Raw genomic sequence first — 15,030 nt, 5'->3', positions numbered from 1 at the left:
GTATACTGAATTTAATAGAGAGGGAACAGATGTTAATAGCTCTCAAAAGAAAGAGTTGATAGAGATATTAGATATGGGATATTTTTACTAACAACGATATTAAAAATATATTTCTGTTCTGAGATACGCAAGAGAATATGCGAACTAAACCACTTAAAAAAATGATGTATGATCTAAACAAAGAACTGAGGATATATAGTAGTGAAGAATAGCATGCATATGGACAAATCAAAGCATTCCCGGTCAGGAACAGCTCTGCCGGTTTCTCTACAATGAAATTGAAAGGAGAGGTGAGGATTTGGAAACGATCCGATTGCTTCAGCAGGCGATTGATTATGTGGAGCAGAACTTGAGCTCCGCCATAGGAGTTGAGGATATCGCCGGAGCAGCGATGACTTCGAAATACCATTTTCAGCGCATGTTCCATGCCTTGACGGGCTTCACCGTTACTGAATATGTACGCAACAGACGGCTTACCTTAGCGGCGGAAGAGCTGGCCGGAACGGACAGCAAGGTGATCGATATCGCGCTTAAGTATGGTTATGAGACACCGGAGTCCTTCGCCAAAGCGTTCCAGAGAATGCATGGGGTAACCCCGCAAATGGCGAGAAAAAAGAACGTGAAGCTCAAGTCGTTCCCCCGAATCTCCTTTCAAATTCAGATCAAAGGAGAAACCGAAATGAATTACCGGATGGTGGAAGAGAAGGGTTGCCGCGTCATTGGAAAAGAGGTGATCGTTCATAAGGATGCTTACACAGAAATACCTGCATTCACGGAGAAAATCTGGAAGGACGGGACGCATGACCGGATTAACGAATTAGCCGGAAGACCCGCAGGTTCGCTGCTGTTCGGCTATTATTACGACTTCAGCGAGGACGGAACCAAACGTTATCTGATGGGAATCGAACTGCCGGAAGGACAAGAGGTCCCACAGGAGCTTGACACCCTGACTGTACCTGATCAGACTTATGCCGTATTCGATAGCCGTGATACTTTTCCGGATGACGCGGAGATAGGACTGGAGATTCTGAATGTGTGGCGGAGAATTTATTCCGAATGGTTCCCTTCGGCAGGCTTTGAGCAAGTGGAAGGACCGTGCATGGAGAGATACTACTGGACCGATGACAGCCATGAAGAATCGATCTGCGAGGTTTGGATTCCGGTGGCTAAGAAATAAAATGCTTTGGACTTGATTATTAGTATATTTGACAGAAAACTATAAGTCTATATTTCAGCGGGAAATGCTGTTAACCTGAGGGTGCACCCGGCCGGGAGACGCTAAAGCACGAGATGAGGTTAGGTTACGTATGGTCAGTCAAGAACTGCTGGTCCAAGCTGCAGACTCCTTTGGATTTGATGTGGAGACATTGGTCTTCATCAGCAACTCCTGTAATGAGGTATACCGGTTTACCCTAAACAATCAGCCTTACATCTTACGATTATCTGTGAAACCCCCTGCATATATGGCACAAATAAAAGCCGAAGTAGACTGGGTCTATTATCTGGCACAGAACGGTGTGCGCGCCTCCCTTCCTGTTCACACCTTGGATGGGCAGCTCACTGCTGTTTGCAGACATCAGGAACAGCGTTTTATTGCTACAGCCTTTCATATGGCACCCGGACGTTTTTTTGATAAAAGCAATCCGCAGCTGTGGGGCCCCCCGATATTCAGAAAATGGGGAGAAGCCATGGGGCAAATGCATCTGCTTACCAAGTCCTATCCTGCTGCAGACGTTGCCGAAAGAAGAGCTGACTGGGGAAAGTGGCATATTAATAATCCCAATCTGAACCAGGGTCGTTACCTGATCCTGCTGGATAAGTTGAAAGCCCTGGAGGATTCAATCTCCAATTTGCCCAAAGATGCTGCATCGTATGGATTGATCCACAATGATTTCCATCCATATAATTTCCACATCGATAATGGTGAAATTACGGTATTTGATTTCGATGACAGCATCTATGGCTGGTATGCGCTTGATATTGCCATTGCAGCAACTCATGCCGTATGGTGGGGCTCCCCGGCGGAAGACCGGCATTCCAAGCATGAGTTTGCTGAACAATTCTTAATGGAATTCCTGACGGGATACTCGAAACATAATGTTCTCACCTATAACTGGATTCAGCAGATCCCCATGTTCATGGACTACCGGAATATATGCTCCTATTTCTGGTGGCTGGGCGGCTGGGACGGGGATGAGAGCCGACTCTCCGAATCTCAGCAAGCTGCGATTACCCATGCCGTTACTCTTATTCAGAATGGCCAATCGTTCGATGGCTGCGATATCAAATTATAGCTTGGCAGAAGCCTGTTCACTGAGTTGTGATTAAGTGGAAAAACGTATCTTAATTTAGTTGTTTTAGCGGGTCCGCGGCAAATAAATGGATAAACGGCATTTAATTTCGAGCTTTCCTCGGCTTTGGCTTATATGAAGAAATTTAAGTGCTGTTTTTCCAACTGTTGTTTTAATAGGCGCTCTTCGATAATCAGCAAGTGGAGAAAATCCAACTGCTATTTCCGGACGATTCAATGTTCGCCCGTTCCCGTCTATACTTTAAAAAGACCCTCCGGAAACAGCCATAGCGGCGGTTTTCGGAGGGTCTTGCCAATGTGATTGCTGCGGCTTACGCATGCAGAAACTCCAATATATCTAATTATCGTTGTTATCCGATGTTATTATACCACTGCTTCCTGAATCTTAGCATCTATAGGACCCTCTGCTGCCGGCGGGTTCTTTTTCTTCATATAGTCGGAATAGTAGGCGGTTATGATTGGAACCAGAATGGACGTTACGATAACCGAGGCGGCTACCAGCGCCGTGGCTGTCTGGGCTGCGGGCAGGAACTCCGGCTTCATATTCGCGACCAGCATAGGGTTGGCGACAGCAGCTCCGGCAGTACTGGAGGCAGCAAGTCCGGCGGTGCCGTTACCGCGGCCGATGAATTTGTCGGCCAGGATCAGCGGAACGCCTGTAATAATGATAACCACTACGCCAAGCAGAATACCAAGCAGCCCAGTGTCAACGATAACGCCGAGGTCAATCGAGCTCCCCAGTGCGAAACCGAAGAACGGAATAAGGGTCTGGGTGGCTTTGCCGAAATAAGCACGCAGGTCATGATCCAGGTTACCCAGGATGAAGCCGATCAGGAACGGAAGCACAGCGCCGATGAAGAGATGCGGTTCGAATACGGCAACACCGGTGCTGCCCAGAATAAGCATCGTTACAAGCGGGCCGGATTCAAGTGACATCAGCACGAATGCTCCTGATTCTTCTTTGGTACCATACTGCTGCATGATGGAAGCGTACAGACCGCCGTTGGTCATATCCATGGCGGAGATGATGGCGAGGACTGATAATCCGGCGAAGAAGCCGGTTTGCACACCGCCCTCAGGCAGGAACTGGATCGCGATCATAGCTACAACCCATGCTACAGCAATCTTGGTTAATACAAGCGTACCCGATTTGCGGAGTACCGTTCCGGTTGCTCTTACATCAATCGCTGCGCCCATACAGAAGAACCATACGGCCAGAATCGGCACGGTTCCTGTCATCAGGCCTTTGGTGAAGCCTCCGAAATATTCGCCTGCATCAGGAAAAGCGGTGTGAATGATCGCTCCCAGGAACAGTGGAACCAGCATCATTCCGCCGGGAATCCGATCTAATGTCTTTTTGATTTTCATATGATTACCATACCTCTCTTACTCATAATGAGTTTATATAATATTGAATATCATGCTTATTGTTCCTTATGGAGGCGCAGCAAACCAGCCCCAGCAAATCCCCGTTCACTACAATCCTGCTAGTCAGCAAGCGGGTTTCCTGAGATCACTTTGCCTGATGGCGCTTTCACATTTCGTACAGGTTACCTGCGGCTTAGTCCGAGCTCCGGAATCATTTTGGCGAATAAATCATCGCTTTCCTTAAGCTGTTTCGAGAAGGCTTTGCCGTCCTTCACCAGCAGTCCAAGTCCGTTCGACTTCATATATTCGCGGAAAGCCCTGTCCTCGGTCCCTTTGATAAATGCCCCGGCCAACACTTCCGCAATGGCATCCTGCGTATCCTTCGGCACAGCAAGTCCTCTCCATGTACTGGTGAAGTTCACATGTATTCCGGTCTGCTCTTCCAGAGTCGGCACATCCGGCAGCGCCTCTGAGCGTTTATCGGCGTTAACCGCCAGTGTCCGCAGCTTGCCTTCATCTACATACTTCTTCACCTCGGCGGGACTGACCGGCACCGCGTCCACGAATCCGTCCATCAAAGCGGAAACGGCTGGCCCTGCGCCTTCAAAAGGAATATGTGCAAACTTCACACCTGTCTCCCGTTCCAAGGTTACGGCGGCCAAATGCCAAATGCTCCCCGTTCCTGCGTTTCCCATTTTGAGTTCCTCTGGATGCGCTTTCGCAAAGTCGAGAAATTCATTAACGTCTTGCCATGGCGCGTCCTGTCTTACGGTAATGGCGGAAGGATCAAAATTCGTCTGTGCGATGGGTTTGAACTTCTCATAGGTAATCGGCAATAGTCCCAGATGGGGAAGAATCGTCAGCTCGGCCGGCAAAAAAGTGACGGTATAGCCATCGCCCTTGGCGCCCGCGCCTTCCATAAGTCCTACTGAGCCTCCGCCGCCCGTCCGGTTGACCACAATAATCGGCTGGCCCAGCACCTTCTCTGTCGCTTTGGCGAGTGCTCTTGCCGTGGTATCAGTTCCTCCGCCTGCCGCATAGGGCACGATCAGTGTAATCGGCCGCCCGGGAAAACCGGTGCTGGCATTCTTCTGCTCCGCATCGCCCGTCAGTTGAATGAAGGTTCTAAGGATTAGCAGAACTGCGAGTACTGATGCTGCCCAGATTCCTATTTTGGTTGTCCGCTTCAAAACCATCCCTCTTCTCTATTAACAGTAATCGGGCAGCCTGCTGAATCTTATGCTGGCCCTGCGCCCGCTGCTTCACCCCCGAATTCTCTGAGCATCAGCCGCCCTTCCGGGGAGCTGTGAAAGTTTTCTCAAATAGAACTTTATCGCATTCGGGGGTGTTCCTTCAATCGCATAATCTTATTCTGAATCCTCAGAAACGCCGGAATGGCGCGGTTTTGGCCGATCTGCATACTCTTTGGAAGATTTGCTGTTCTCCCGGAACTTGCCCGGAGTCGTTGATTTAATCTTACGGAATACACGGATGAAGCTGTTCTCATTCTGGTAACCGACCTGCAGCGCAATATCGGCGATCCGCAGGGTGCTGTCCTGCAGCAATTCACAGGCTTTATCAATTCTGAGGTTGGTCAGATAGTCATACACGGTTGTTCCGGTCTCTTCCTTGAAGATCGTACTCACCGAGGACACCCCCATATTCACATGGGAGGCGATATCCTGAAGTCCGATATTGAACTGCAGATTCTCTTCCATATACTTGATGAGATTCTGTACAAGCAGGAATTCCTTCGATTGCCGGTGTGCTCCGAACGCACCGGCCATATGAACAGCAATGCTGCATAGCATGTCCTCAATCCCGTGAAGCTCCATCGTCGACACCTGATGCCAGGTGTAGTCAGCCAGCTCGGCAGGCAGCGGGTATCCCCCGGCCGCCGTTATATGCAGAATCTCCTCCAGAAGGTCATCGACGGTGCGGAATACTTTTTGCGGCTGAATTCCTTTCTTGCGGGTCTCAGCCGACCATCTGCGGATCCACTCCTGCGCAGCCTGGGCGTCGGAAGACTTCAGGGCACTCAGCATCTCCTGCTTCCAGGCATCATCAGCCGCCCCGCTGCTCTCTTCATATTTGTTCTCCGCATGTGAATACACACGGACATGGGCATAACCTTCATATAACCGGTAGGATAGAGCCAGCTGCGCCTCTGAATAGGAACGCGGCACCTGGGCAATCGCCCCGGCCTGCTCGCCGATGCCAATGGACACTGATATATTCAGCACTTCAAGAATAAGGTCGGCCAGCTTACGCGCATCTGTATATAACGGCTTCTCTTCGCCGCCTTTGGCCTGCAGCAGGATGACCAGACTGTCCTTCTGCGGTGCCGCGATGACGGACCGCCACGAAGCTTCGAAGTATTCGTGCACAATGTTGATCATTGCGTACTTGAGCAGCAGCTGATCTTCTTCTATGAACCCCGCCGCCCATTGGGTATGACGGTCAATAGACAAGGCGAGCGTCTCGAACGGACCTTCCGTCCAGCCGCCAAAATAATGTTCAAATTTCGTCTGCGTCTCCTGGGTGCCGATACTTCGCGTAATCAGGTCCTGCACGAACTTGGAACGCAGCTCCGGCAGGCTCCAGTCCGCAACCAGCGATTTGCTCTGGAAGTCACCGACCAGCTTGCCGATAACCGGCTCCAGATCATACAGACCGCCTTGCCCGGCCGCCTTCTGTTCGGGAAGCAGCAGCTTGTTAATCCGCTTGAGCGGCCGGAAGGCCGCAAAATTATAATAATAAATAGCGGATAGACCTACGGCGATCGAGATCAGGGACAGCATCAGCATCATATTGCGCGCAATCTTCACATTTTTCAGCAGCTGCTCCATCGGTACCAGCGAAATCAGCCGCCAGCCGGTCACATTCGAGAAGGTCTGGTTGGCCATATAGGCCTGTCCGCCGATCCGGACATGGGCAAACGGGCTGACATCAATATCCTCCAGTACATTCTGCATGTCCGCCAGCGGGAACGGAAGGTTCAGCTTGGGATAGATCAGCTCCCCCTCCAGGTTGTACACCAGCTGATAGTTCGAGAGATGGGTATACATTTTGGAGAAAAGCATATCGTAATCGAGATCGATCAGCACCGCGCCGGTCACTTCCCCGTTCTCTACAACCGGCCGGGCCAAAGACAGCAGCTCTGTTTCTCGGAGACGGGAGTCGGTGCCGGTGTACAGCCTTCTTTTGATCAGAAGCGGCTTCTCCTTAATCTCCCCGATCCAGGACTCCCAGGCATGCTCCGGCGCATGCTCCCAGGATGATACATAGCCGTAGCCGCTCGAGAGGACGGAATGATCCTTGAACTTGATCACGCTGATGGCATGCACATCCGGCTCTGTCGCCAGCGTCTTGAGATATTCCTGCGGCTCTGCGGCAATGCCGGCATTGTCCCCGGTAGCGGCTTCTATATATTTCAGTACAGCCGGGTGAAAGGATAAATCGACCGCTTTGTTATCGGATTCGCGGAAGGCCCGGTTCGTCACATCTACGTTAATCTGCAGCAATTCGACATTCGGTGTATTAAGCTCGGTATCCAGTGCGTTGCGGTACTCTCTATAGGAGAATAATCCGATCAAAGTGATCAGAAGTGATACTCCTGCCGTCAGCATCAGAATGAGCCGGTTTTGTTTGTTGTTCAGCAGATATTTCAATTTAAATCGCAGCATTGCCTTAGCTTCATCCTTCCGGCGTTCTCTCTTGGTCCAGACCTTAGAGTAGCATGTTCACCTATACTTCAATATGGAGCATGTCATACCCTTTAAGATTTTAAGCATTTACGGATAAAATACACAGAAATGATATAATGAAAGGAATGATTCAATCCGAAACGGCGCTGCCGTCCTGTTTGCAGGGGCAGTACTGTTTCAACACCAATCTGCCACAGGAGAACGATAGCGATGCAGCCAAATTATGCCATGGATGATGCCGGATGGGACAACCTTATCTCGGATGTGGCCCGGATTTTTGATGATCTGACCCTTAAACGGGGGTTTCAATATTATAAACAAAAACGCGTGCATGCCTTCCAGATGAGGACGGACAGGAAAATCATGTCCATCGTTGAAGGCCGGGAGGATTATATGGTTGCCGTTGAGCTGGAGCATCTGCTGGAGAGCCGCTGCGACTGTCCGGTATCCGGCCCGTGCAAGCATATGGCCGCTGTGCTGATGTACTACGCGGAGCTTCAGGGCAAACCTGTACATTCGATTGCCAATGCCAAGGCACTTGTGGACATTCCCAAGATCCCTTCTGCCCCTGCTCAAGGAGTTCCGGGACGGCGCGGGGAACAGCTGAAGAAGCTGGAGGCGCTTATTCCAGAGGCCACTGTGCAGCAGTGGCGTGAATATATGGCACTCCTCATAGAGCCCCTGGCCCATACCGTGCGAAATCCGCAGTATGCCGACCGGGCGCTGGCCGCCATCTCCGGGGTCCGCCCCAAGCTGTCTCCCGCTGCCGCCCAGCTGTTCAAGCTTCATACTCATCTCTGTGTGCTGGAAAGCTTAGTTAAGCCTGGAGGACAGCCGCTGGCGGCGAACCTCTCCTCACTAGGTTATTCTGTCGGCTACTATACTTCAATTGCGATTTCCGAGCTGCAAAAGCATATCACGGACATGATGAAGAAAGGCCTGCCGCTGGCGGAGGCCCCTGAAGAATGGCCCAGAGTATACGATACAATCGCCTATCTGCGGGGCGAGATGCTGACGGAAGCCCGCGACCGTTCGCGGGATCAGCCCTACTTCTCTTACTGCTATACCCTGCTGTGGACCAATTGGATTACGCCGAATCTAAGCGGACCGGAGCTGTATGCCGAAGAGCTGGAGCACCTGCGGACGGCCGGACAAGCTCTGGGGGCTGCAGCCTCACGCCATGCCCTGCTGCTGGCTGAGAGCCGGATGAATTATTCTCTGCATGATGATGCCGCCGCTATGGAACAGCTGCGCGCAGCAGCCGAGCGGCCCGGACTGCACCCGGAGGAGCTGATAAGCTTCCTGCCCCCGCTGGCCGAAGCCCGGCAGTGGACACGCCTCACGGCATGGCTGGCAGAGATTGGCCCGCTGCTCAGCAGCCGGCTGTACAATCTGCAGGAGTACGCCGGGTACTGGGATGAAGCGGTCCGTCATCTGCCCGAAGCCGAGCCCCGGATGTGGGATACGCTGGCCGGTATGCTGCCGCTGTCGCGCGAGATCTATGAAGAGCAGCTGCTGACCTACGGCAAATGGCAGGAATGGATGGATATGCAGTTATCGGCCGGGCGGCAGCCTGCCGACTTCCGGGTCAGCGACCTGCAGCCGGTGGAGAAGAATGCACCGGAGCTGCTCCTGCCGTTCTATCATCAGGCTGTGGAACGATTCGTGCTGGACAAAAACCGGCACAGCTACAAAGCAGCGGTGAAGCTGCTGAAACGTCTGTCCAAGCTGTACAAGAAGCTGAAACGCGAAGCACGCTGGGAGGAATTCCTCGAAGCCTTCACGGACCGGCACAGCCGGCTGCGCGCTCTTCAGGAGGAACTGCGGAAAGGAAAACTGATTCCATGAACACAATGATGCGCAATATTACGGTCCAGCTCGCCTTAAGCCAGTATGGCGACGCGCTGATCTACGGTGTTGATGACCGGGATGATTATGTACCCGGCGTCCAGTTGAAGCAGATGCTGTTCGCCTGGCATGAAGAATCCTTCTATGGAACGGAGCTTACTACTTCGAAGGCGGATGAGGTCGAGCTCGTGGTGCTTCCTGCCGAGCAGGTGATTCCGTTCTTCGCAAGCCTGCGGCTGCTCCGGCATGTCGGCTGGAGCTGGCAGGGCGATGCCCAGCTCTTGAAGCGGCTGGCCCCGCTGCTGGCAGGAATGCTGGATAACAAGCAGTATGCACCCAGCTTCTCCGCCTTCCGGGAAGGCCAGCTCCGCTGGGCCTGGGAGGAGAAGGCGCTGGCGGAAGCCGCCGAAGGCAACTGGGACGATGCGGCGGCGCTGCATAGTCTTGAGGGACGCAGCGGGTTCGCCGAAGGTCTGCGGGCCGCCTTCTCTGCGGCGGTCTTCCAGCGCTATTACGGCACCGATGCGGAAGCCGGTGACCTGCGCAGTGAGTTCCCGCTGCTGTTCAGCGCGAGCCCGGGCAGTGCGGCCGGGATGGACGAAGACAGCTGGCTGATGTCCATCGGCTGGAAGGCAGACACCGCGCCGTTCCGGCCGGTGCTGCAGCTGCTTGAACCGGACGAAGAGCTGCCGCACTGGCGGCTCCAGCTGCTCCTGCAGGACAAGCGCGACGAGTCCGCGCTTGTGCCGCTGCGGCTCACCGGGGACGGCGAGCCGCATGGCCTGTGGCCCGCATCGTGGACAGAGCATGTCCACGAGCGCGCGGCCGGGTGGCTGTCACGGCTGCGTGACAGCCTTCCCGAGCACATCGGGCGCGGCGCCGATGTGCTGGCTGAACCGCTTAGCGACGCGGTCGCGTGGCGGTTCCTCACGGCCGACAGCCGGCTCCTGCTGGAGGCCGGCTGGCAGGTGCTGCTGCCGGCGTGGTGGGAAGCCGCCAGCCGCAGGAAGCCGCGCCTGCGCGCGAAGATCAGCTCCGGCACCGCCGAGGGCCGCGGGCAGTCGCTGTTCGGCCTCGATGCGCTCGTCGACTTCGACTGGCGCATCTCCATCGGCGACGCCGATCTCTCCGAGGCGGAGTTCGCCGACCTCGTTGCGCGCGGGGAACGCCTCGTCCAGTTCCGCGGCAAGTGGATTCCGCTGGACCCTGCGCTGCTGGCGCAGATTCAGCGGGCCATGGCCGGGATGGACAAGTCGCAGGGCTTGTCCTTCCAGGATGTGCTGCAGCTGCACCTGCTGAATAGCGGTGCAGACGCAGACGCGGAGGAGGCCGAAGCGCAGCGCGCCGAGGAGGAAGCAGCCCGCGTCCGGCTGGAGGTCGAGCTGAACGAGCATCTGGTCGGAATCATCGGCCAGCTCGGACAGCGCAGCCAGTGGCCGAAGCCGGAGGTTCCGGCCGGCCTCCATGCCGAGCTTCGCAGCTACCAGCATGAAGGCTATGCCTGGCTGGTATTCCTGCGCCGCTTCGGCCTCGGCGCTTGTCTGGCCGATGATATGGGGCTCGGCAAGACGGTGCAACTGATCTCCTACCTGCTCCACATGAAGGAGCAGGAGGCGGAAGCGGAAGCTTCCGGCGCACCGGTGGCCCGGCGGCAGACAGAGCCGGCCGGCTGGCCCTCGCTGATCATCTGCCCGACCTCCGTGCTCGGCAACTGGCAGAAGGAGCTGCAGCGTTTCGCCCCTTCCCTGAACGTGATGCTTCATTATGGAAGCAGACGGCTGGATGCCGGATATTTCTACGGCGCTGCTTCGCAGGCCGATGTGGTCCTCACTTCCTATGCTACCGCCGCGCTGGACCAGGAGTTGCTGAAGCAGTTCACCTGGGCGGCTGTATGCCTCGATGAAGCGCAGAATATCAAGAACGCCGGAACGAAGCAATCGGCCGCAGTGCGCAGCTTCCCGGCCCTGCACCGGATCGCCCTGACGGGGACACCGATTGAGAACAGGCTGTCCGAGCTGTGGTCGATCTACGATTTCATCACACCGGGTTATCTCGGCACTCCGAAAGGATTCCAGGACCGGTTCGCTAACGCCATTGAGAAAGAGCGGAATGCCGAAAAAACCGCAGACTTGCAGCGGCTGGTCAAGCCGTTCATGCTGCGCCGCAAGAAGAAGGACCCGGCCATTCAGCTCGATCTACCGGATAAGAATGAAATGAAAACCTACATTAATCTGACAGCAGAGCAAGCGGCGCTCTACGACCAGAACGTGAACAGCCTGCTCGAACGGATGCAGAAGCTGGAGGGCATTGAACGCAAGGGTGCCATTCTGGCCGCCTTAACCAGCCTTAAGCAGCTGTGCGACCATCCAATGCTGCTGACCAAAGAGGCGCTGCCCGAGCCGGAGGCCGGAGGCGTTCTGAACACCAGCGCCTTGATTGAACGGTCTGCGAAGCTGGAACGGCTGCTGGCGATGGTCCGCGAGCTGCGCGAAGAGAATGAGCGCTGCCTGATCTTCACCCAGTATGTCGGCATGGGCAAGATGCTGCAGGCTGTGCTTCAGCAGGAGCTGCAGGAACCGGTGCTGTATCTGAATGGCAGCACCCCGAAGAGCACCCGTGACCGCATGATTGAACGGTTCCAGGCCCCCGCACTGCCTGCCGGTGAAGCCGATGCCGCCTCCGGGTACCAGCCGTCCGATCAGCCGAATGTATTTATCCTCTCGCTCAAAGCGGGCGGTGTCGGCCTCAATCTGACCGCCGCCAATCATGTCTTCCACTTCGACCGCTGGTGGAATCCGGCGGTGGAGAACCAGGCCACTGACCGTGCCTACCGCATGGGCCAGACCCGGGACGTGCAGGTGCATAAGTTCATCTCGCTCGGCACGCTGGAGGAGAAGATTGACGAGATGCTGGAGAGCAAGCAGCAGCTCAGCGACGATGTGATCTCCGGCTCCGAGGGCTGGATCACCGAGCTGTCTACGGACGCGCTGAAGGATCTGTTCACGCTGCGGAGGGAATGGGTCGGTTAACGGAGTTCACCACTGCTCTGACATTCTAAAGGTTGCAGCCAGATTGTCCTCCCCGGCCAGTGAGCTGACCACCAGCGTGATTGGCTCCTGCTGCATGTCGTAGAGCAGCTGCTGATTTACCAGATTCACGGCAACATTCTGGTACGCACCCGATATGCCGGAGCCGATTCCTTGAGTGATGACCCTTCCGCCAGTAACTGCAGTACATGTATAGTTCACTTGCAGCGCCGTTTCAGTTACGGGAATAGCTGTAGTCGGCGTAGGATAGTTCACAAAGGCTCCGTTTACGCTTCCGCCGGCGATCACTTTATAGCGGATGGGGGTAGAGGCCAGAATCTCCAGTCCATCCGTTTTGATCTCGGCAGTCACCGCTTCAGGAATGGTCACTAAGGCACTTCTCCGGAAGCTGATGGCCGCGAAATCGCTATCAGTAACGGTGATATTGTCACGGAATTCCGAAGTGATCCGGCCTACGGCAATCGGCAGCATAGGAACGGGAATCCAGACCCCGCTGCTGTCAATCAGGAACACACGGACACGGACCTGCTCCTGTGAGTACACTACATTGAATTGGAAAAACGTCTGTGTCACATTATAGGTTTTGGTTACGACTTCCCTGTAATTCAACTCGAACAGCTCCTGGGCGAACAGCGTCGCCGGACTTACATCATTATTCAGCCCGGTTAAATAGACCACTCCTCTGGGGGTTCCATTGTTCACTACCTTCACGACAGCTTGACTGATAGGCCCTGCTCCCAAGGTAGGGTTCTTTGTTAACATGTTGGTTGTCAATACAGGCACAGCTCATCACCCTCCTATTAAAGCTATTTCATATATCATATGCCGAGCAGATTAGAAGTTTCTGGTTAATTGACAGCGGGAGACACTCCACAGCCCTCAGACGCTTCCGTAACTGGGCGCAGTTGCCATTTTATATCCGCTGTGCTAAAATCAACTTAACTTTTTTAGAACGGAGGGCTCAGTGTGATAGACTATATCCGGATTCGTAACTTACGCGGCTAATTACAGCTTCATAGCGCGAAAGCTCTGCCTTGTGCAGAGGACTCAGGATAGGTCTATCCATTTTTAGAGGCAGCCCATAGCTTGAACTTATACGCGGGACAACAGGATAATTTATAGCGTGAAGTCTATAATTTCCCTTGTATCTGAACGGAGAACCGAGGTTGCTCCGCCCGGCCCGGCGTATGCCTTTAGGAATTGCATCCCCATAGTGAATATACTGAACCGCAGCCCATGCCTGGCTGGAATAGAGAACTATTCCTCCCTGACGCTGCCGGTTCTTGGCTTCATATTATCTACGGGAGTGCCATAGCTGTAGAACTGTTATTGGTGTAACGGCTCTACAGGACCCTATTCTGTTGATCCTCACAATCCTTTTAGCACAGGCAGACTGCCTGTGCTTTTTTATGTCCAAATTTAACAATGGAGGTTGAACTATATATGGAATCCGTACAACAAAAAGCAGTCATCGTCGGTGTACAGCTGCAGAATGACAATAACTTCGATTACGCCATGGAGGAGCTGCGCAATCTGGCAGCCGCCTGCGAGATTGAGGTCGTGGCTGAGCTCAGCCAGAAGTCCAGCCGGGTGAACCCCTCGCATTATATCGGAACCGGCAAAATCCAGGAGCTGGCGCTGCTGATGGAGCAGCATGATGCGCCCATCGTTATCTTTAATGATGAGCTGTCGCCGTCCCAGATCCGTAATCTGGAATCAACGCTTGACCATCAGGTCATTGACCGGACGATTCTGATTCTGAACATCTTCGCGCAGCGTGCCAAAACCAAGGAAGCCCAGCTGCAGGTGGAAGTAGCGCAGCTGCAGTACATGCTTCCCCGCCTGACGGGCTTGCGCGAATCTCTGGGCAGACAAGGCGGCGGAGGCGGAACCGGCCTGAAGAACAGAGGGGCCGGGGAGACGAAGCTGGAGCTGGACCGCAGAAGAATCGAGGAGCGTATCTCCGTCCTCCAGACAGAGCTGCAGGCACAGGTCTCAAGGCGCCAGATTCAGCGTAAGCAGCGCCACAAGAATGAGGTGCCTGTCGTTTGTCTCGTAGGCTACACCAATACCGGCAAGTCGAGCTTAATGAATACGCTGGTGGAGACCTATCATCCCGGCTCGGGCAAAGGGGTCTTCGCCAAGGATATGCTGTTCGCCACTCTCGAAACATCAGTGCGCAGTATCGATCTGCCCGATCACAAAACCTTCCTGCTCACAGATACCGTCGGGTTCGTCAGCCAGCTGCCCCATCATCTGGTCAAGGCCTTCCGCTCGACACTGGAAGAGGTCACGGAAGCGGATCTGCTGATCCATGTGGTCGACATTTCCGATCCGCAGCATGAGCAGCATATGGCTGTAACGGATGAGACCCTGAAGGCGCTGGGCGCTGACGGCATTCCCACCCTGTATGCCTACAACAAAGCTGATCTGACGGACCAGCCTTTTCCGCAGGTCCAGGAGAATTCTGTAACGCTCTCTGCGCTGAAGAACCGCGGAATTACCGAGCTTACGGCGCTGATCCGCAGCCGGATCTTTACCGATTATATTCAGTGTGAGATTCTGGTCCCGTTCGACCGGGGCAGCATTGTTTCTTACTTCAATGAGCATGCCGATGTGCAGTCCGTCAGCTATGAAGAGCAGGGCACACGTCTTAAGCTGGAGTGCCGGGCCGCCGATTATGAGCGGTTCCGGGGTGATTTTGTTGAGCTTTCGCAATAGAATCCTCTCTATGTAACAGGAGCAGGCC

9 protein-coding genes are annotated in these 15,030 nt (G+C 54.3%); 5 read left to right on the top strand and 4 right to left on the bottom strand.

Annotated elements, in window-relative coordinates; translation table 11 throughout:
* The first annotated feature begins 298 nt into the window (after positions 1 to 298).
* Positions 299 to 1,177, top strand: a complete 879-nt coding sequence (locus NSU01_RS01415) for an AraC family transcriptional regulator (protein WP_042132859.1) — start codon at positions 299 to 301, stop codon at positions 1,175 to 1,177.
* Between the two features lie 130 nt (positions 1,178 to 1,307).
* A complete protein-coding gene (locus NSU01_RS01410; protein ID WP_076243484.1) occupies positions 1,308 to 2,294 on the top strand; it encodes a phosphotransferase in 987 nt (328 codons plus the stop codon).
* 380 nt (positions 2,295 to 2,674) lie between these two features.
* Here NSU01_RS01410 and kdgT read toward each other — a convergent pair whose 3' ends face one another.
* From kdgT to NSU01_RS01395, 3 genes are all read right to left on the bottom strand, one after another.
* Complete coding sequence (gene kdgT, locus NSU01_RS01405; protein ID WP_042132857.1) at positions 2,675 to 3,679, bottom strand: 2-keto-3-deoxygluconate transporter; 1,005 nt, start codon at positions 3,677 to 3,679, stop codon at positions 2,675 to 2,677.
* A gap of 182 nt (positions 3,680 to 3,861) precedes the next feature.
* Positions 3,862 to 4,875: a tripartite tricarboxylate transporter substrate binding protein gene (locus tag NSU01_RS01400; protein WP_076243483.1), complete on the bottom strand. Its 1,014-nt coding sequence runs from the start codon at positions 4,873 to 4,875 to the stop codon at positions 3,862 to 3,864.
* 171 nt (positions 4,876 to 5,046) lie between these two features.
* Positions 5,047 to 7,365, bottom strand: coding sequence for a helix-turn-helix domain-containing protein (locus NSU01_RS01395; protein ID WP_076243482.1), 2,319 nt, complete (start codon positions 7,363 to 7,365; stop codon positions 5,047 to 5,049).
* Positions 7,366 to 7,596: 231 nt separating this feature from the next.
* Between NSU01_RS01395 and NSU01_RS01390 the strand changes: the two genes are divergently transcribed.
* Complete coding sequence (locus tag NSU01_RS01390; protein ID WP_076243481.1) at positions 7,597 to 9,234, top strand: SWIM zinc finger family protein; 1,638 nt, start codon at positions 7,597 to 7,599, stop codon at positions 9,232 to 9,234.
* Positions 9,231 to 12,263 carry a DEAD/DEAH box helicase gene (locus NSU01_RS01385; protein WP_076243480.1) on the top strand — a complete coding sequence of 1,011 codons (3,033 nt, stop codon included), beginning with the start codon at positions 9,231 to 9,233 and terminating at the stop codon, positions 12,261 to 12,263. Before NSU01_RS01390 ends, NSU01_RS01385 begins: the two co-directional genes overlap by 4 nt.
* A 6-nt stretch (positions 12,264 to 12,269) precedes the next feature.
* On the opposite strand, the gene NSU01_RS01380 is transcribed toward NSU01_RS01385, so the two are convergent.
* Positions 12,270 to 13,064, bottom strand: a complete 795-nt coding sequence (locus tag NSU01_RS01380) for a hypothetical protein (protein WP_042132852.1) — start codon at positions 13,062 to 13,064, stop codon at positions 12,270 to 12,272.
* 660 nt (positions 13,065 to 13,724) lie between these two features.
* On the opposite strand from NSU01_RS01380, the gene hflX reads away from it, so the two are divergent.
* Positions 13,725 to 15,002: a GTPase HflX gene (gene hflX / locus NSU01_RS01375; RefSeq protein ID WP_076243479.1), complete on the top strand. Its 1,278-nt coding sequence runs from the start codon at positions 13,725 to 13,727 to the stop codon at positions 15,000 to 15,002.
* Positions 15,003 to 15,030: the final 28 nt, after the last annotated feature.

Source organism: Paenibacillus sp. FSL H8-0259, from assembly GCF_037963255.1.
Classification (GTDB): Bacteria; Bacillota; Bacilli; order Paenibacillales; family Paenibacillaceae; genus Paenibacillus_AQ; species Paenibacillus_AQ phytohabitans.
Note: the sequence above shows the minus strand (reverse complement) of the source record. Positions and strands in the feature narration are given on the sequence as shown.

Bases quoted from the DNA above. Each gene is read 5' to 3' on its own strand.
- NSU01_RS01410 (WP_076243484.1), top strand. From the start codon at position 1,308: ATGGTCAGTCAAGAACTGCTGGTCCAAGCTGCAGACTCCTTTGGATTT.
- kdgT (WP_042132857.1), bottom strand. From the start codon at position 3,679: ATGAAAATCAAAAAGACATTAGATCGGATTCCCGGCGGAATGATGCTG.
- NSU01_RS01400 (WP_076243483.1), bottom strand. From the start codon at position 4,875: ATGGTTTTGAAGCGGACAACCAAAATAGGAATCTGGGCAGCATCAGTA.
- NSU01_RS01395 (WP_076243482.1), bottom strand. From the start codon at position 7,365: ATGCTGCGATTTAAATTGAAATATCTGCTGAACAACAAACAAAACCGG.
- NSU01_RS01390 (WP_076243481.1), top strand. From the start codon at position 7,597: ATGCAGCCAAATTATGCCATGGATGATGCCGGATGGGACAACCTTATC.
- NSU01_RS01385 (WP_076243480.1), top strand. From the start codon at position 9,231: ATGAACACAATGATGCGCAATATTACGGTCCAGCTCGCCTTAAGCCAG.
- hflX (WP_076243479.1), top strand. From the start codon at position 13,725: ATGGAATCCGTACAACAAAAAGCAGTCATCGTCGGTGTACAGCTGCAG.